This window comes from Amycolatopsis sp. 2-15 (genome assembly GCF_030285625.1).
In the GTDB taxonomy this organism is placed as follows: Bacteria; Actinomycetota; Actinomycetes; order Mycobacteriales; family Pseudonocardiaceae; genus Amycolatopsis; species Amycolatopsis carbonis.
Window position 1 is genome coordinate 1439727 of sequence record NZ_CP127294.1, and the last position, 18213, is coordinate 1457939.

The 18213-nt window shown below is 68.1% G+C and carries 15 protein-coding genes; 9 read left to right on the forward strand and 6 right to left on the reverse strand.

What is annotated here, in order from left to right; translation table 11 throughout:
* Window positions 1–81: 81 nt before the first annotated feature.
* The 3 genes from QRX50_RS07175 to QRX50_RS07185 are packed head-to-tail and all read left to right on the forward strand — an operon-like array spanning window position 82 to window position 3834.
* Complete coding sequence (locus QRX50_RS07175; RefSeq protein ID WP_285971173.1) at window positions 82–843, forward strand: hypothetical protein; 762 nt, start codon at window positions 82–84, stop codon at window positions 841–843.
* Window positions 840–2852, forward strand: a complete 2013-nt coding sequence (locus tag QRX50_RS07180) for a hypothetical protein (protein ID WP_285971174.1) — start codon at window positions 840–842, stop codon at window positions 2850–2852. The genes QRX50_RS07175 and QRX50_RS07180 overlap by 4 nt, the downstream gene beginning before the upstream one ends.
* Window position 2853: 1 nt before the next feature.
* Complete coding sequence (locus QRX50_RS07185; protein WP_285971175.1) at window positions 2854–3834, forward strand: hypothetical protein; 981 nt, start codon at window positions 2854–2856, stop codon at window positions 3832–3834.
* Window positions 3835–3842: 8 nt separating this feature from the next.
* Here QRX50_RS07185 and QRX50_RS07190 read toward each other — a convergent pair whose 3' ends face one another.
* Entirely contained in the window at window positions 3843–5420 is a 1578-nt protein-coding gene (locus QRX50_RS07190; protein WP_285971176.1) for a 3'-5' exonuclease, read from the reverse strand.
* A gap of 220 nt (window positions 5421–5640) precedes the next feature.
* On the opposite strand from QRX50_RS07190, the gene QRX50_RS07195 reads away from it, so the two are divergent.
* Entirely contained in the window at window positions 5641–6447 is an 807-nt protein-coding gene (locus QRX50_RS07195; RefSeq protein WP_285971177.1) for a thermonuclease family protein, read from the forward strand.
* 51 nt (window positions 6448–6498) lie between these two features.
* On the opposite strand, the gene QRX50_RS07200 is transcribed toward QRX50_RS07195, so the two are convergent.
* The 4 genes from QRX50_RS07200 to QRX50_RS07215 form a co-directional block, all read right to left on the reverse strand.
* Window positions 6499–7353: a hypothetical protein gene (locus tag QRX50_RS07200; protein ID WP_285971178.1), complete on the reverse strand. Its 855-nt coding sequence runs from the start codon at window positions 7351–7353 to the stop codon at window positions 6499–6501.
* The gene (locus tag QRX50_RS07205; RefSeq protein WP_285971179.1) at window positions 7353–11390 is read right to left on the reverse strand and encodes a PDDEXK-like endonuclease domain-containing protein; all 4038 of its coding nucleotides are present in this window, start codon (window positions 11388–11390) and stop codon (window positions 7353–7355) included. Before QRX50_RS07205 ends, QRX50_RS07200 begins: the two co-directional genes overlap by 1 nt.
* 246 nt (window positions 11391–11636) lie before the next feature.
* Window positions 11637–11777, reverse strand: a complete 141-nt coding sequence (locus tag QRX50_RS07210) for a hypothetical protein (protein ID WP_285971180.1) — start codon at window positions 11775–11777, stop codon at window positions 11637–11639.
* Complete coding sequence (locus QRX50_RS07215) at window positions 11777–12154, reverse strand: hypothetical protein (protein ID WP_285971181.1); 378 nt, start codon at window positions 12152–12154, stop codon at window positions 11777–11779. The genes QRX50_RS07210 and QRX50_RS07215 overlap by 1 nt, the downstream gene beginning before the upstream one ends.
* A 64-nt stretch (window positions 12155–12218) precedes the next feature.
* Between QRX50_RS07215 and QRX50_RS07220 the strand changes: the two genes are divergently transcribed.
* The 3 genes from QRX50_RS07220 to QRX50_RS07230 all read left to right on the forward strand — a co-directional run bounded on the left by QRX50_RS07220 (window position 12219) and on the right by QRX50_RS07230 (window position 15898).
* Window positions 12219–12845, forward strand: a complete 627-nt coding sequence (locus QRX50_RS07220) for a response regulator (protein ID WP_285971182.1) — start codon at window positions 12219–12221, stop codon at window positions 12843–12845.
* Between the two features lie 249 nt (window positions 12846–13094).
* On the forward strand, window positions 13095–14300 hold the full coding sequence (locus QRX50_RS07225; protein WP_285966028.1) for an IS110 family RNA-guided transposase: 1206 nt from the start codon (window positions 13095–13097) through the stop codon (window positions 14298–14300).
* A 104-nt stretch (window positions 14301–14404) separates the two neighbouring features.
* Window positions 14405–15898 (forward strand): hypothetical protein, encoded by a 1494-nt coding sequence (locus QRX50_RS07230; RefSeq protein ID WP_285971183.1) that lies wholly within the window; start codon window positions 14405–14407, stop codon window positions 15896–15898.
* Here QRX50_RS07230 and QRX50_RS07235 read toward each other — a convergent pair.
* Entirely contained in the window at window positions 15861–16634 is a 774-nt protein-coding gene (locus tag QRX50_RS07235) for a hypothetical protein (protein ID WP_285971184.1), read from the reverse strand. The two genes, QRX50_RS07230 and QRX50_RS07235, sit on opposite strands and share 38 nt — an antisense overlap.
* Window positions 16635–16743: 109 nt before the next feature.
* Between QRX50_RS07235 and QRX50_RS07240 the strand changes: the two genes are divergently transcribed.
* Complete coding sequence (locus QRX50_RS07240; RefSeq protein WP_285971185.1) at window positions 16744–16998, forward strand: hypothetical protein; 255 nt, start codon at window positions 16744–16746, stop codon at window positions 16996–16998.
* A gap of 249 nt (window positions 16999–17247) precedes the next feature.
* A complete protein-coding gene (locus QRX50_RS07245; protein WP_285971186.1) occupies window positions 17248–17985 on the forward strand; it encodes a hypothetical protein in 738 nt (245 codons plus the stop codon).
* Window positions 17986–18213 lie beyond the last annotated feature (228 nt).

Consider the following 18213-nt stretch of genomic DNA (forward strand, 5'->3'; position numbering starts at 1 on the left):
CTGTCTACCTGCTGGACGGTAGTCACGCGCCCCGGTGGTGCCGAAAACTCTCGGGACCGGAAACCGGGAAGGGGAGACACCATGGTTATGCCCAGCTCGAAGGCCGTCTTCGGATACGACGTGATCGGATCCTCCAGCGTCGAAGACGATCAGCTCGAAACCCTCCGCAGCGACGCCAAGGAGCTGGTCGAGGCCGCCTTGGACAAGGCCGGGATCGACCTTGCCACGCAGCGGAACTACTCGGGCACCGGCGACGGCTCGCTGTCCGCGTTCTCCGAGCCCGACCTGCCGGCCCTCATCGACACCGCGTACGAGCTGCACTGCTTGCTCTACAACCACAACCGCCGTCACCTGCCGACGATCCAGGTGCGGCTCGCCGCACACTCCGGCCCCGTCGTGGTCTCCGACCGCGAACACTTCCAACGCCCGACGATCGACCTCGCCCGGCTACTCGACGCCAAGGAGTTCAAAGCGTTGGTGAAGGCCCTCAACGCACGACTCGCGGTCACCGCCGCCCTGATCATCTCGGACCAGGCCTACCGCGATGCTGTCAAAGGCAGGCATACCAAAAAGCTGACGCCGCACGACTTCGCCCGGCTTGAGGTCGAGAACAAGGAGTTCAGCGCCCACTGCTGGGTCTGGGCCCCCGGCCTCGACCCCGACGCGTTACCCGAAATCGACCCGTCGCCGACTGCCGCACCCGCAGCCACCCGGCCTCAGGGCGAAATCCCGTCCGGGACGAGCTCGCAGCACATCGGCGGATCGGTTTACGGCGTTGCTATTGGCGGAAACAACAGCGGGTCGATCACCTCCAACATCGGGTACCCCGGCGGCCAGCGGTGACGGTCGCGCCAGAGATCGCGCCGGCGGGCGAGAAGGCGACCGACCCCACCGCCGAGCCGGACGAGCAGCAGTCTGCCCCGTTGCAGGACGGCCCCGAACAACTCTCGGTCACAGGCACCTCGGTGGGCGGCGACAACAACGGCACCGTGATCAACCAGTTCGCGCCTGAGAAGGAGGTCAGGGCCAATCTCGTCGAAGGCCCCGTGACGGACGATCTGATCACCCACGCGACCAGGGCTTTCTGCCATCCGGAACGGTTCAGCCGAGCTGCCCTGATCCTCCGAAAGCGCCGGCTCGTGGTGCTCAGTGGACGATCCAGTGGGAGGTCGCTGGCCGGAGTCCGGCTCCTCATCGACCGCAACGTCGGCACCCTCCAGCGGCTCGACCCCGCGCGTTCGCTCAAAGACTTCGTCTCCTCAGTCAAACGCCGATCCGGCCTCGTCGGCTACCTGTGGGACGACCACACCGGCACCGGCTGGGCGGACCCCGACGGAGAACGCACTCTCGGCCAGCTCGAGCACACTCTGCGCGCGATGGATGCTTACCTCGTCGTCGCTTTCAACAGCGATGTGAGCCTGAAAACGGTGCAGGAGTATGTCACTGAGCTGAGTCCACCGCCTACTTCCGACGTCGCGCACGCGCATCTGAAGGCCAAGGGCATATCGCCCGAGCGCTGCCACGAACTACTGACTCAGATCAAGCTCTCTGAAGTGCTGCCGGGATATAGCAAACCTCGGCGCGGCGCGGAGGTCGCGCGTCTCCTTGCGGAAGTCGAGGCGGGACAGTACTCGTTCGACGAGGTCGCGCAGACCCTCTACCGGAATAAAGACCACGACGTTCAAGACTGGTTCACCGAGAACACCAACACGGCAACCAGGGCCTTGGGCATCACCGTCGCCCTGTTGGAAGGGTGCCCGTACAACGAAATCGCGTCAGCCGCGAAAAAGCTCGAAGATGTCCTCACCAACCCCGAGAACAAGGAGATCTGGCCCTATACGCCACCGGACCTATTCGAACGTACCCGGGAAGAACAACTGAACAACGTCCACGCCACCATATCGCCACGACTCGGTGCCGACGACGGTCTCACGAACCCCGAACGGGTGCGCTTCACCCGCCCCGGCTGGGGCATGCGGCTCCTCCGTTACGCATGGAAGGAGTTCGATCGCATCCGTCCTTTGCTGCACGAATGGCTCGGAGGATTATCCGAAGAATTGCCGGAGGATTCGGACGCCCAGCGTGAGGTGTTCACCCGCTTCGGCAAATTGATCGCCGCGTCGGCGGAACCTGGACCGTTGCAATGGGTTCGTCCGTGGTTGGAAACCTACGGATCGGGACACCACCACCAGATCGCGGCAATCACGCTCGGTGCACTGTGCACCAACGCCAGCTATGTCCAGACCGTCAAGGACCACCTCAACTGGTGGGCGAGACCCACCGCCCGCACCCGCTACCGGCACGCAGTTGCCATCGCCTGCCGGGCCGAGTTCGGGAAGGCCTACCCCGAGTTCGCCATGAAGCAGCTGGGCAGATTGACCAAGAACTGCGATTCACGTCTGCGGGCTCTGATCCCACCCGCTGTCCGAGAGCTCCTCCAGGAACCGAGCAACCGCAGCCTGGTTCTGAGCAGTCTCGCCTTCTGGCTCGCCGGCGGTGGCGCCCAGGCCAGGGCCATGGCGTACAAGTGTTCCATCGACGCGTTGTCGCTCAACCAGGCGCCCGTGACTTTCGCGTCCCGCGAAGAGTCGGCGATTCGGATGATCTTCGCAGCGTTGATGACCAACACGTCCTACCGGCCCGCCGTGATCAAACATCTCGCAGCCTGGTCCTCATGGTCCAGCAGTGGTCCACACACCGTGGCGAACCAAGCGCTGTTGAGGATCCTGCTCACCGGCGATCCGAGTCTCATGCGCAGACTCGGCTACGACCTGCGCAAATATATCGAACGGAACGAAGAAGGCTCCAAACATCTGGCTCGGCAGCTCGCCCTGACATTGAAGGATATTTGACATGGACGCCGAGACGCCCTACCAGTCCTGGCATGATGTTCGCCGGCACCCGCGGCACTTCGGCGCGATCTTGCGCCATCAATCCCGGAAGAAGCGCAACACCGTGCTGGTAGCCCAACTCCATGATGGGATGTGGGCGAGTTCCAACCTTCACCTCGGCACGACCACGGGCGTGCAGAAGTTGGGTCTGAGCATGGCGAAGCACATCAAGAACCTGTACGAGGTGGGCGTTTCGTCGAACAGCATGACTTTCTCGAGCGTTTTCGAGACTGAGAAGGAGGGCGGCATCATCGACGGCACAGTCTCAGTGTCCTGGCAGGTCACCGACCCTGTCGCGCTGATCCGGCAGCCGAAGTTCGATCACTTCGATGCCATCCGCAACGCCGTCGAAGACAAGCTGCGCCCGATCGTCCTGCGAACAGCCCTCGAAGACGTCGAGCAGCTGGCCGAAGTCGCGGACCGCACGCTCGCACCGATGGTCGCGCTCCGCGAGGGACCGATCTCCTGGGGAAAGGGCGACACCCTCTTTCATCTCAACGGAATGGGCGCACTGCATCGGCACGCGCTCGAGACCATCCGCCGCGCTCGGATCGTCGATCGCGAGCAGCGGGCCATGGACCAAGAGCGCATCAGCTTCTACGGTGAAGTGATCGACTCCGGAAAAGTCAGCCTGTTGGCCATGATGCTGAGCCAGGACAAGGAAAAGGTCCAGCAAGTCCTCAACTACATTCACACCCACGACATCCCCATCGGCCGCACCCTGCCTGGCATTGACGACCCGTTCCGCAACGCGGTCAGTCGGCTGATGAGCGAAGCTGACGACTTCGATCTGCACGAAATGCGGATGGACTGGTTGAACACCGTCACGTCGCGGGGACGGGAAAGTGAGCTCGCCCGGTTGCGGGAATCCCTGGAGGAGACGCTCACCCACGAAGGCCGAAATGGGTCGGGGCCGAGAACCAACGGATCGACAACCTACTGACCCTCGGATCAAGCGGCCGTGGCAGCTTTGCCGGTTTCGGTTACGTACCAGCCACCCACAAGTAGGCCGACGCCAAGCACACCGAAGAAGAACCCACCGCCCAGCGCCAGGCCGCCGAACAGGCTGATCACGGTGATGAGCATGAGCAGCAAACCGACGGCCATCATCGCGCGGCCGCCGACGACTGCGGACAGGCGTCCGGCTGGCTTCGGCGCGGAGTGTGCCGGCACGGACGGCAGGGCCGGAGCGAACTGCCGAGTCGGCTGCGGTGGCGCGGCAAACGAATCTTCCTCGACGGGCCAGTCCGGCGCTGGCTCATACCGCGCAGCGGGCGGCGCCGGTACCTCGTGAGTGGGAGACGGCGTCGAAGGAGGCCGGTCGAAGCCAAGGGCCACCGGAGCCGTGGCGACGTCGACGACCTCGGCACCCAGGTCCGCCGCCCGGGTCAGGCGGGGCTCGGTCGGCGGCACACTCGCGTCGTACGCGAGGTGGGTGACGGTCGCCGTGAGCTTCTTGGCGAGTTGCACGCCCTCGTCGAGCACGCGGGCACGAAGCTGGTCGGCCTCGGCGGTGGTGCCGAGTACCAGCACGCGTGGGGCCTTGCGGTCGGTGGTGGTCGGGCGGAGGTCGGCGAGGACACCGGGGACGTCGAGCGCCGTGGCGACCTGGCGAAGGGCGCGGTCCTCGTCGACGGTCACCACGCCGTCGGCCTCCGCGACCGCGCGCAGCGCCGAGACGAACTCGGCGTGGATGTGCCGGACGTCGGGCTCCGGCAGGCCGGCTTCGGCAGCCAGCCCGGCGAGCGCCCACACCTCTTCGCCGGACAGGTACTCGTCGGCGACAGCCTCGGCCAGCAGATCCAGGTACGCCGCGCCGGCGGAGTCCGCGGTCGACGGCGAGGTCACGACCCGGTCGACGACGCCGGACATCCAGCCGCGCTCGGCCACCTCGACGTCCGGGCGACGGAGGATGCGCCCGCCCGGGGCATAGCGCGGGAGCTCGGGATACCGAGGCGGCGCGGCGAACCGCAGCCCGTGCGTGCCGACGAGCGCCGACACCACCTGGGCGCACGCGCGAGCCGACGCCGACGCGAGGTACGGCGCGAAGTCACCGATACCGAGCGCCCGCGCGATCGTGGCCAGCCGGTAGTTCGGCAGCCGCAGCGCTTCCTGCGCCGCGATCGCCGTCGAGACGCCCGGGAGCGCCGGCAGCCGCACGCCCACGCGGGCCACCTCCTCGGCGAGAAATCCTTGTACCAGCGGCAAGTCGTGCGCCACCACCACCGCGCCACGGCACAGGTCCAGCAGCGGCCCGAGGACGTCCGCGAACGACGGCGCACCGGCCAGGTCTCCGGCGGTGATCCGGTGCGGCCCGCTCCAACTCGCCGGTAGCGACCGGCCGGGGTCGATCAGCGTCGCCAGCTCCCCCAGCACGACGCCATCACCCCGCACTCGTACCGCTCCCAGCTCGACGATCCGGCCTGTGCGCAGGCCGGTGGTCTTCACGTCGATCGCCGTGAAATCGACCCCACGACCGGACAGCCGTCCACTGCGGGTGAGCGGCAGGAATTCGATCAAGTCGACCATCGAGTCCGCACTTTCTTCTGGGAGGGTTCCGCGGAGGATCGCTCACGCGCAGTTGATCGTGACAGCCTTTTCCCGAATTCCCGAATTCGTGACAATTTCGTGATATCAACTCGGGGCCGTTCAGGTGATGATGGTCAGTTGCGCGTCACGGGCGTAACGCCGACGGGTTTTCCGACGAGAACCAGTCAGCACATCGCAGCCAGGATCGAGGAATTCCCGAATGCATCCCACCCCGGCGCCTGCCGCGCGCCCCCGGAAGCGTTTTCCGAAGTGGCTGATGGTCACGCTCGGCGTCTTCGTTGTTCTGTTTGTCCTGGGCGCCATTTTCGGCAAGGCCCCCGAAACGCCGACGCAGCCTGTCGCGGCACCCGCGGCCCCCACAACAACCACGCCGGCCACGCCCACCACCTCTACGCCGCCGCCCGTCACGTACACCGTGGACAAGGTCGTGGACGGTGCCACCGTCGAGCTCGCGGCCAGCGACGGCACCCACCGGACCGTGCACGTCCTCGGCGTCACCGTGGCGACCGGGAGCAACTGCTACGCAACGGAAACGCTGACCTGGGCGACCAGTAAGCTCGCCGGTGCCGCGGTCAAGCTGACCACGGACACAACCACCGGCGTCGCGCTCGCCCTCGCGGACGGCTCCGACTACGCGACGGCCGCGGTGCAGAACGGCTACGCCAAGTTCGCCGTCGACGCGACGTCAACAGCCCTGCAAGCAGCGGAAACAACCGCGCGCCAGGCAGCCACGGGCCTGTGGGCGGCGCCGTGCAAGGGCGCGATCGACGCCCCGACGCCTCAGGCTCCCGCCCCGCCGGCACCGCCGGCGACAAAACAAAAGGAAGCTCCGGCGCCGCCTCGCACGCACGAAGACCCGCCGCCCGTTGAAGAGCCGGATACCTCGTCGGCCTACTACCAGAATTGCACCGAAGCCAGGGCTGCGGGCGTCACGCCGCTGCACGTCGGCGACCCCGGATACAGCCGAAAGCTCGACCGAGACGGCGACGGCGTCGCCTGCGAATAGACACGATGAAGTGCGCGGATGGCTGAGGCCGTCCGCGCACTTGTTCGCATGTCAGGAAATCGTCGGAACGTTTTCCTCAAGATCGTTGAGCAAGGCGTGTACCGGCGCCCAGCACAACATGACACTGTCCTGGTCGAACCTCGGCTGCTCCGCCAATTCCTTACGCGGGTGCACGAAGTTACGAAAATCGCGAACGGTGTGCACGAACTTGGTCGCGTCGAGTTGAATCCAGTCCTTGCCGTGGGCGATGTCGATCATCTGCTGCAGTGTGACTCGATCCGGTTTGTTACGCCGCCCCGGATCGCGAGGGTTCGGGAACCCCTTCTCCCGCAGCTCCTCATCACGCTCCAGCAGCAGCTGCAGCAACAGCCCCTCGACGATGCTCCCGATCCCGATCACCGCCATCGTGTAAGCCCCGCCGCTCTCGCAGATCCGGGTCTCCTCCAGCCGCCCCATCAGCATGTCGATGGTCACCGGATCGGCCAGCAGCTTCTCCAGCCGGCGGCGGAAGTCGGCGGGCTCGGAGAACGTCGGCTGCTTCCCGTCGGGGCCCAGGCGCCCGACCACGGGACGGCCGGACACCACCGTCACCACCAGGCCCTCCGGCGCCAGCTTCTCGTTGACGATCGCGCGGAACTCGTCCGCGATCACCGCACCCTCGTCGTATTCGATCGGATCGCACACGCGGCACAGGAACCGCTCGACGTCCGCGCGGTTCTCCCGGCGCTCCTCGAGCTGCTCGGTCAGCCACGGGATGCGCGGCGAGCCGTCGTACTCAGGCGGATCGGCCCAGCCCGCGGCGGCCAGCAGCTCGGCGAGCCGGTAACCCTTGCGCTCGTACGGGCCGCCCATGTCCACGACCACCTCGGCGAGCCGTTCGACGGTCTTGGAGTCCAGCGGGAACATCAGTTCTCCTCCTTGTCTGCGAGCTGCTGGGCGATCTCGATCGCCCGGCTCAAGCGCTCGACGATTACGGAGCCGCGCTTGAAGAACCCCAGCTCGGTCATGGCCTGCTGGAGCCGGTCGTCGCGATCGAGCAGGAGCCCGTCGCTCATCAGCCAGTAGCAGATCCCGATGAGCTGCCGTTCGGTGTACTCCTTGATCTTCAAGCCCCGCGGCACATCGGGCCTCGGGCCCCGCGTCACCGGAACAGCGGCGACAGCCGGTGCCGCCGGCACGATCCGCTCAACGGCTGCGGGCTCGGCATCCGCGTCGGCCATCGCCTTCTCCCACGCCGCCACGATCCTGTCCGTCTCCCCGACGGGGTCCGCGAACCACGCCGACGACCACAGCCGGTGGAACCGCCAGCCGAGCGTCTCGAGGTGCGTCTGCCGAAGCCGGTCGCGGTCCCGCGCGCTGTGCGAACTGTGGTACTTGTGCCCGTCGGCCTCGACGGCGAGCACCATGCGGCCTGGGTCGTCACGGTGCGCGAGCGCGAAGTCGATCCGGTAGTCGGAGAAACCCCACTGGGCGTACACCGGCACGCCGCGGCCTTTCAGCGCGACGTCGATGGCTCGCTCGAAGCCGTTCAGCTCGGAGGCGACCTGCCGGCCGACCGCGTCGATCGAACTTCGCCGCTCGACGAACTCGAGGTAGCGGCGCAACAGCTCCGTCCCCGTCACACGTTCGGACGGCCGCAGATCTGCGGCGGTGAAGGACGCAACCACCGTCATCCGCCGCTTCGCACGCGTGACCGCGACGTTCAGCCGTCGCTCGCTGCCCTGCTGGTTGAGGATGCCGAACGCCGTGTAGTTGATCTTCCCCGCCGCGTCGCGGGCAACGCCGACGCTGAGGATGATCGCGTCGCGCTCGTCGCCCTGCACGTTCTCCAGGTTCTTTACGAAGAACCGCCGGCCGAGCTCGACCTCGCCTGAGGAGAAGTCCTCCAGCTCAGGGTGGACCCGCCGGGCTTCGCGCAGCGCCCGCTCGACCCGTGCCTGGTGCTTCATGCCGGGCGTGATCACGCCGAGGCTCTCGTCGGGGCGAAGCCGTGCGTGCTCCAGCACCAACTCGACCACGCGGGCGACCTCGGCAGGCGCCGAGCCGTTCTGCCCCGGCGACGCTTCGCCGTGCACGACCTCCAGCGTTACCGGGCTTTCCTGGTGGGCGCCGGGGAAGGTGACCAGGCCGTTGCGGTAGATCTCGCGGTTGGAGAACGAGATCAGTCGCTCGTCGGCGCTGCGGTAGTGCCAGCTCAGCATCTCGGTGTTGGGCACCACGGGCCGCAGCGCCGTCAGGATGGACTCGAAGTCCGAGAGCTCACCGGAGAAGTCTTCTTCATCCTCTTCGTCGTCGGTCACGGCGCGATCGAAGAACGCCGACGGCGGCAGCTGCTTCTCGTCGCCGGCGACCACCAGCCGGTGGCCGCGCATGATCGACGTGATGGCGTCGTGCGGGCGGATCTGGCTCGCCTCGTCGAACACGACCAGGTCGAACAGCCTCGCAGCCGGCAACATCCGGCTCACGACCAGCGGCGACATCGCCCAGCACGGCCGCAGCGCGAGCAACACGTCCGACGCCTGCTCCACCAGCTTGCGAGTCGGCATGTGCCGGGTCTTCAGGCTCGCCTGCTTCTTCAGCACACTCGCCTGCTCCGGGTGCTGCTCCTTCGCCTCCTTGACCTGGCGAGCCACTGCCCGGCGCACCCGCGCGGCCGAGGTCGCGCGGTGCTCGACATCCTGGGTTCGGAACTCCTCGGCCGCGCGCGTCTGCCGCTCGGCAACGAACTGCGCGAGCTCCGGCACGGTCAGCTTCAGCTCGTCTTCGATGGAAGCCAGCCAGATGCGGGTGAACGCGACCCAAGCGCCGTCCGCGTCCAGCTTCCGGGCCGCGATCTCCTCCACGAGCCGGCCCAGCCCGAGTTGCCGGAACCGGCCCTGCAGGGCGATCAACGTTGGCATCCTGAACAATGTGTCCTGGTCGGCGCGCAGTTCACCCAGGCGCTGCTCGATCTGGGGCGCCGGCCCGTTCTCCAAGTCCGGACGCCGGGCCGAGAGCGCCACCGCGGCGAGCTGACGACGCAGCTCGGCGTAGTCCTTCATCATCTGGTCCAAGCCCGTGACGTGCGCGGGCTGCGTGTGCCGGCCTCCAAGTGCCTGCCACTGGTCGCGTTGCCCGGCGATGCGCATGAGCTGCGCGTGCAGCTGGGGCTTCTTCGTGACGTGTTGCGTGGACATCCCGCGGATCTGCTTGACGAGCTCGCGCCGCTGCTTCCACGGCAGCTGTTGCGGGTAACGGGCGCGGGTGCCGCGATCGGCCGTCGCGTAGCAGAACGCGTCGAGATGGGTGCCGAAGATGTCCGGGCCGAAGGCTTGCACGCTTGACGAAACCTGGTCCAGCAGCTCAAGCACGTCCTGCCAGCCCGCGATGTCGCGCGGCGGCATGAGCCCGGTCTGGCTCAGCAGCGCGTGCATGCCATCCTGCCCGCGCTTGAGCGTCTTGTCGGCCAGCTGGTCGAGCTCGGCCAGCACCCGCCGAGCGTCGTCCGTCGTGCGGACTTCGGCGTTGCACCACGGGGTTTCCCGGCGTACCAGGCGCGGACCGCCCAGCTCGACGAAGTCGCGCAGCTCCTGTTCGAGCTTCCGGACCACGGTGGCGTTGAGGGCGTGCAGCTGAGCGCCGCGGAACGCGCCAGGCAGACGATCGCCGAGCGGAAGGGAAAGCAGCCGGTCACGGACCTCGTACGCGCTCAGTCCCCACGGCTCGCGCACCGCGTGCAGTTCGCGCGACTGGTCCAGCAACCGCTGTCGAGCGCCGGAAAGGCGGCCGTGCAGCGGCTCGGCAACGACCGGCGGCTGCTTCGTGACAGCTTCGAGGCTGTCCGAAAGCTGCTTGGCGACGTCGCGCTTGCTGATCTTCTGCTGGTGCAGGTCGAGGACGAGGCCGCCGAGCTGTACGTCGGCCAGGCGGTTGAGCACCGCTTCGATCGCCGCGCGCTTCTCGGCGACGAATAGCACCTTCTTCCCGATCGCGGCCGCCCCGGCGATGATGTTGGCGATCGTCTGGCTCTTGCCGGTGCCCGGCGGACCTTCGATGAACAGGTGCTGCCCGGCCAGCGCGGTCATGATCGCGCGGTGTTGCGACGAGTCCGCGTCCTGCACCAGGAACTCCTCGGTGGGCTGGAGCTGGTCCACGGGCGGCGGCGCGAACCCGGACGCCTCGCCGGCGAGCTCGGCCGCGGCCGGCTGGTAACCGGCGATCGCGGCGACGAGGTCGTGGCTCGCCAGCAGCTCAGTGGCGTTCGCGAGGTCCTCGACCATGGGGAGCTTGACGTAGTTGAACGTGCCGAGCACGACCTCGTTCTGCAGCGTGAGCTTCACGTTCTGCGCGGCGGCCACGGCGGCGAGCTCGCCGAACACGGCTTCGACCTGCTCCGCGTGCCCAGCACCTGAGGTGAGCACGTTTTCCACGTGCGCCGCGAAATTCTCCGGGATGGTGATGCCGTAGTGCTCGTCGAGGACGTACAGCAGCACCGGATTGATCTCGACGTCCTCGCCGGGCTCGACGGTGAAGTCGCTCTCCGCCGAGGTTCGCGGCTTGAGCGTCATCGGCCGCAGCAGCAGCGGAGCGCGCAACGTCGGCACGGGCTTGGACCCCTTGTGCTGCTGGGGATCCGTAACCACAAAGCCCATCGCGATCCGGCCGACCTCCACGCCCTGCTCTTCCTCGAACAGCAGGATCCGGCGGGCCAGGCTCTGCGCACTGCCGCAGGCAGCCCGGTGGCGCTCGGGATCGGGGAACAGCGCCCGCAGGGTGAGTTTGCCACCACCCGTCACGGTGGTGAGCGCTTCCGGGTCGGCGGTCGCCAGGTTGAGGCTGCCCGTCTTCGTGTTCTTGAAGACGACCATCGTGTTGTTGTGGCTGACGTCGATCAGCCGGTTTCGCCACTTGTCGGCCTGCGCCGCGACCAGCTCAAGCCGTTGCGGGTCGATCTGAGCGGTCATACCGCTTCGTCTCCTCAGCAGAACGGTTCTTCGGACCTGTTGTGGCACAGGGCCCGACGTTCTGCGACGAGCCGTACAGAATGGCAGAAGATCAGGCCCGGCGGAAGAGGCCCGTGGGCGTGCCATCGTCCGTCACCGGACAGGAAGATCGCGTTGGCGCGGGGATTCGTGTCGGGTGCCGGCGGTGAACCACCCATTCGGCTGCTTTTCGTCTCGATCGGGCAACTTTGTCTGCGGGACAACGAGTTATGTAGACCCACTGCTAATCGACGGCTTGCTCGTCGTCACCACCTGCTGCATCGGCACCGGCTCCGGCGGGCGCAGGAACGCGACCAGGAGCAGAGCCGCGACGGTCACCGCCAGGGCCGCGACCACGACGATCCGCATCAGGCCGGCCGGCGGCGCAGGTAGAAGACCATGCCGCCGGAGGCAGCGGCCGCGAGCAAAGCGCCGGCGGCGACCAGGAACGGATAGCCGCTGGATTCGGATATCGACGTTTCCGGAATTGCGCCCGCCGGATTTTCCGGTTCCGCCTGCGCTGCGGCGGGCCCGACCGTGAAGAGCCACCCGACCAGGGCGAACGTAGCGGCGACCCGGCGAAAGAGAGTCAACAGGAAAACCTCCCGAAGAGTTCGGCGAAGCGATGCCGGGCATATCGCCGTGCCGCCGGAACCGTTACGGATCAATTCCGTGCGATTTCCTGCGGCAACCTGATCGGGTGCATCCGGCGATTTTCCGCCGCGTCTCCGCCGCACCGCCGCCACGCCGCCGACGTGTCCTCCGGCACCAGCACCGGCGACCGGCCGCGCGACGCCGTAACCTCGGGGTATGCCGATCCAGGTGCTGCTCGTCGACGACCACGAACTGGTCCGCCGTGGCCTGCGCGACCTGCTGGGCGACGAGGCGGACATCGAGGTGGTCGCCGAGGCCGGGGGTGTCGAGGAGGCGCTGGCCGTCGCGATGCACGTGGAGCCGGACGTCGCGGTGGTCGACGTCCGCCTCGGCGACGGCGACGGCATCACCCTGTGCCGTGAGCTGCGCTCCAAGCCCAACCCGCCGGCCTGCCTCATGCTCACCGCGTTCGACGACGAGGAAGCCATGGTCGGCGCGATCATGGCGGGCGCGTCGGGCTACCTGCTCAAGCAGGTGCGCGGCCAGGACGTGGTCAACGCCGTCCGCGAGGTCGCCGCCGGTCACTCCCTGCTCGACCCCGTCTCCACGGCCCGCGTGCTCGACAAACTCCGCCACCCGCCCACCGACGACCTCGCCGCCCTCACTGACCGCGAACGCGACGTGCTGGAGCTCATCGGCCAGGGCATGTCCAACCGCGAAATCGCCGAACGCCTGTTCCTGGCCGAAAAAACGGTCAAGAACTACGTCACCTCGGTCCTCGCCAAGCTCGGCATGCAACGCCGCACCCAAGCCGCCGCCTGGATCGCCCGCCGCGGCAAGTGATGCCCGAAAACGCATACCCCCGTTACCTTTTTTCGTGGCTCTCGATCAGGGAGTTGTGGTCGCCGGGTTCGGCATGACTGACGCCCCCAGTCGTAGGCATGATCCGGGGGGTGGTGTCACCGGGCCTGGTGGCATCGAGGGACCGCTGATAGGGACACGGCCGCCGCAGGGTAGGTCTCGTCGTAACGTGGGTGCCGGCCATCGATGCCAGACCGGTGACCACGTCGCGGCGAACGAACGGCATGGTGGATGAGCAGCAGTTTCGGGGTGTTCCTCGGCCTGGATGTCGGCAAAGGTGGCCACCACGCGGTCGGCCTGGACCCGGACGGGAAGCGGCTGCATGACGGGCCGCTGCCCAACACCGAACCGAAGCTGCGGGCGCTGTTCGCCAAGCTCGCCCAGCACGGAACGCTGCTGGTCGTGGTGGACCAGCCGGCCACGATCGGGGCGCTGCCGGTCGCGGTCGCACGCGCGGCAGGGCATCAGGTGGCCTACCTGCCCGGACTGGCGATGCGCCGCATTGCCGATCTCTACCCGGGCCGGGCGAAGACCGATGCCCGGGACGCGTTCGTCATCGCCGATGCTGCTCGCTCGCTGCCGCACACGCTGCGGCCGGTCGACGTCGGCGACGACGCCTTGGCCGAGCTGGATGTGCTGGTCGGGTTCGATGACGACCTGGCCGGCGAGGCCACCCGCATCGCCAACCGGATCCGTGGTCTGCTCACCGGTATCCACCCCGCCCTCGAACGCGCCATCGGACCACGGATCAGCCACCCGGCCGTTCTGGAACTCCTCTCCCGCTGCGGCGGACCGGCCGGCATCGCCAAAGCGGGCCGCCGCAAACTCGCCGCGATCGCCAAAGTCCACGCACCCCGCATGGGCGACGCACTCGTCGACGCAATCATGACCGCTCTCGACGAGCAACCCGTCACCGTTCCAGGCACCGCAGCCGCAGACACCGTGCTGCCCCGGCTCGCGGACAGCCTGAAAACCGTGCTTCAGCAACGCAAAGCCGTCGCCGAGCAGGTCGAGGGGATACTCGATGCGCACCCTCTTGCCGGGGTCCTGATCTCGATGCCCGGCATCGGGGTCAGGACCGCAGCCCGCATCCTGCTGGAGATCGGTGACGCCTCGAACTTCAAGTCCTCCGGGCACTTGGCCGCCTACGCGGGCATCGCCCCTGTCACCCGCAGTTCTGGGTCTTCGATCAAGGGCGAACATCCCGCGCGAACCGGCAACCGCAAGCTCAAACGCGCCTTTTTCCTCGCCGCGTTCGCCGCCCTGGCAGACCCGACCAGCAGGACCTACTACGACCGCAAACGCGCCGAGGGCAAGAAACACAACGCAGCACTCATCTGCCTGGCCCGCCGCCGCTGCGACGTCCTCTACGCCATGCTGCGCAACGGCACCCACTACCGCCACCCCGAACCCGCTCCCACCACAACCGCGGCTTGACAACCACATAGGGACACCCCCCGTCGTTTTGGCCGAAGGTCCCCGCCGATCCGGCGTACGACCGCTGGCTGACCACGGAGTTCGACCGCAAGGTGCTCGTGGTCGTGCGCACCCTGACCACGCTCACGCGGCTGCTCGGCGTCGTCTCATTGTTCGGCGGCGACCGGCGGATCCAGCTCGTCTTCACCCACGACGAGCGACGGCCGGGCATCCTCTCCGCCGGCGTACCGGAAGCGCTGCGTCGGCTCGGGCCGCCTGTCATCGGCTGGGAGCAGGCCACGGCAACGCGGTTCGACCTCGCGATCACGGCCAGCGAGAACGACGCGCTGACCGAGCTCGACGCCCCGATTTTGCTGGTGCCCCACGGAATCGGCTACCAGAAGTACTACCCGGGCAGCCGCGTCACGTCCGGCCTCGACCCGGAAAAGCTGGTCCGCCACGGTGAGGTGGTGCCGGCGGCCATCGCGCTGTCGCACGAAAGCCAGCGCGCGCAGCTGATCCGGTCGTGCCCGCCCGCTGCCGAACGGGCCGTGGTCATCGGCGACCCGTGCCTCGACCGCATGGCGATGAGCCGGCACCGCACCTCTCGCTACCGCAGGGCGCTCGACGCGGGCGGCCGCACGGTCGTGACGCTCGCGTCGACCTGGGGCAAGCACTCCCTGTTCGGCCGTCGTCCGGAGCTGCCCGTCGAGCTGCTGGGGTGCCTGCCGTTCGACGGCTACCGCGTCGTGCTGACGTTGCACCCGGGGGTGTGGGCGGCGTACGGGCCATGGCAAGTACAGACGTGGCTGCGGCCGGCCATCGCCGCGGGGCTCGCGCTCGTCCCGCCCGACCACGGCTGGCAGGCGGCCGTGCTCGCCGCGGATTGTGTGTTGTCCGACGAAGGATCCGCGGCTCTGTACGCGGCCGCCGTCGACAAACCAGTGCTGCTCACGACACCGGGATCACCGACGACGGTCACGGATTCGCCGCTCGCCGCCCTCGCGCGAAGCGTGCCCAAACTCGTGACCGAGCTCGGCCTGCGCGACCAGATCGACGGCGCGATCGCTCGCCACCGGCCCGGCTCACACGCGCCGATCCTCGAGGAAGCCGTCGAAGATTCAGGCGCGGCACTGCTCGCCGGCCTGCTCTATGCGCTGCTCGGCCTGAACCCGCCCGACGACCCGGTTTTCCCGCCCGTCGCGGATCCTGAACCACTGACCTCGCCCGCTGCCGCGTTCGTGGCCGGCGTCGACGCGTCAGGTGAGCTCGTCCGGTTCCCGCTCGTCGCGGAGAAGTCGCCGGACCTCGAGTACCGCCACGTGCTCGCCCACGCCGACAACGCCGAGCGGCGGGAACTCGACGCCGCCACCGTCGTCTACGCGGACGAGCCCGAACGACTCGCCGGCCTGCTCGACCACTGGCCCGCCGCTCGGCTGGCGGCCGCGCCGATCGACGGCGGCTGCGTCGTGCGCGACTCGACCGGCGAGACGCACGAGCTGACGGCCGACGCGGATCCCGTGCTGCTGAGCGCTTTCGCCTACGTGCGGCTCACGACGGGCCGGCCGTTCGCCGGTGATCTCAACGGCGCCGCCGTATCCGCTCTTCGACGGCACTGAACTTCGCCGCGAACTCCGCATGCCGTGGGTGCCCGGCGGTGAAGTAGACCTGCCACGCCCGTCGCCACGCTTCGAGCGCGGCCGGCAGGTCGCCGCGGGCCTCGGCGAGGGTGGCGAACGCGGCGTCGAACTCGGTCGCGTATCGAGTTGCGCCCGAGGTGTCCGCGAGCTGCCAAGCCTGGCCCAGGGTGCCGGCGGCGGCGTCGAAATAGCCCAGTCCGGTCTCCGCCTTTGCCTTGACCAGCAGGATCCGAGAACGGTTGCGGTCGTCGGCGGTGTGCTGCGCCGATTCGCCGAGCAGCGCGAAAACCTGGTCCCATCGCGCGAGCCCGACGAGGACGTTGGCCAGCATCCGGGTATGGATGCCCAGGCTCCGTGCGGCTTCCGGCCCCGCGGCGCGGTCGATGCGGATCGCTTCGTCCAGCAGCGTCACCGCCTCAGTCATCAGCCCTGGTGCCTGCTGCGGGTACTGCCGGGGTTCTTCATCGCGGAACCGGCCGCAGAACTCCAAAACCGACGACAGCAGACCGGGCAACGCGAGCTCGCGCGCCAACGTCAGTGCCTCGTCGAGGAACGGCTTCGCCGTGGTGAACTCGTGCATCAGCAGGTGGGTGCGGCCCTGCTGGCTCAGCACGCGGCTGAGCAACGGCCGGTCGCCGAGCCGGCGCGCGCCGCGGATGCCCCAGTTGTTGATGTCGGCGAACAGCCGGTGGTACCCGCGGTTGAGCATGAGCACTTCGAGCGCCCCGCAGATCTGGCCCAGCTCGACGTCGCGCTCGCGCAGGTAGGCCTCCCGGGCGAGGGCGCCGTAGGTCTCGCGGGCGTCTTCGACCCAGTCGAGTGGCTTGCAGCCTTCGAAGTTCGCGTTCGCTTCGGCCGCCGGCCGCCGGCGCGTACAGCCGGAGGCGATCCTTGCCGTTGTGCAGGTCCGCGGCCACCGCTTGGTCGCAGTGGAACTCGAGCGCGCGTTCGACAGCCACCTCGGCCGAGCCTCGGCGGCGGGCTCCTTCGCGGATCAGGTTGTACAGCCGCTGCCGGGAAGTGCCTGTGCGCGTGAGGAAACCGGCGTCGGCCAGCTCGTCGAGGGCGTCTTCGGGTGAGCGGCCGAAGACCGCGGCCGCGCCGGCCGTCGTGAAGTCGGGTCCGGGGCGCGCCGCGAGGAGGCGGCACAGCTCGGCCGCGTCGGGAGTCAGCTCCGCGAACGACTCTTCGAAGGCCTCGGCGATCACGTCCTCGCCGCCGAGCTTGCCCGTGGCCCGGAATCCTTCCAGCACCGACGCGACAGCGCCGGGACCGCGCTGCATGCGCCGCGTGACGCGGAAGGCAGCGAGCCGGATCGCGAAGGGCATGTGGTCGCACAGGTCCACGAGTTCCTCGGCCGCGCCGGGTTCGGCGGCGATCACACTCGGGTGGGAGAGGCGGCTCAGCAGGGCGAGCGCGTCTTGCCGCGCGAGCCGGCCGACCTCGATCGGCGGGGCCGCGAACTCCTTGCGGAGGTCGTCGCCGGCCTTGATCGCGGTTACGAGAACGACGCTGTGCGGCGACGGCGGGATGAGGCCGTGGAGGTCGGTGGCCGCTTCGGCGTTGTCGAGGGCGAGCAGGAAACGGTGGCGGACGGTGACGGAGCGGTACTGCTCCCAGAGCTGAGGTGTCTCGGTGGCGGTCAGGTCGTTGTCGACGTCGAGCGCTCGCACCACTCGCGCGGCCACCTCGGTGCGGCGCACCAGCGAACCGGACCGGTAATCGGCGAGATCGACGTAGATCTGTTTCGGGAGGTGCGAGCGCAGATCGACGGCGAGCCGGCTCAGCAGCGCCGTTTTGCCCGCGCCGCGCGGCCCGGTGACGAGGCGGGCGCCGGGGCCGGCGACGAGCGCGCGTTCGCTGTCGCGGTCGACAAATGGTTCGGCCGACGCGGGAAAGTCGCTGCTGCTGCCGGTTCCCTTCGACCGGGGCAACAGCGATTCGAGCTGTTCGGCGAATTCGGGATCGGTCGTGAGCAGCTCGGCGATCGCCGTTGCGGCGCGGGCTTTGTCGCCCAGGATCGCCTCCACGTCGGCGGCGCTGCGGCGTTGTTCGAGTTTGCGTGACACCAACTGTTTCACCCCACCGAGCGCGGCCACAGCCATCGCTTTGACGACCTCCGCCGCCACGGCTTCCCACCTGAAGCGACCCCCTGGGACTGATCATGGCGACCCTAACAGCCACCGCCGACAGAACCGGTGACCTCGATTTTCCGGTGATCGCTGGGTACCGCCACTCGGAAACCGGCTAGGCCGTTCGGAGGTTTCTCGCGCGTGTGAGATCACGGTCGGCCA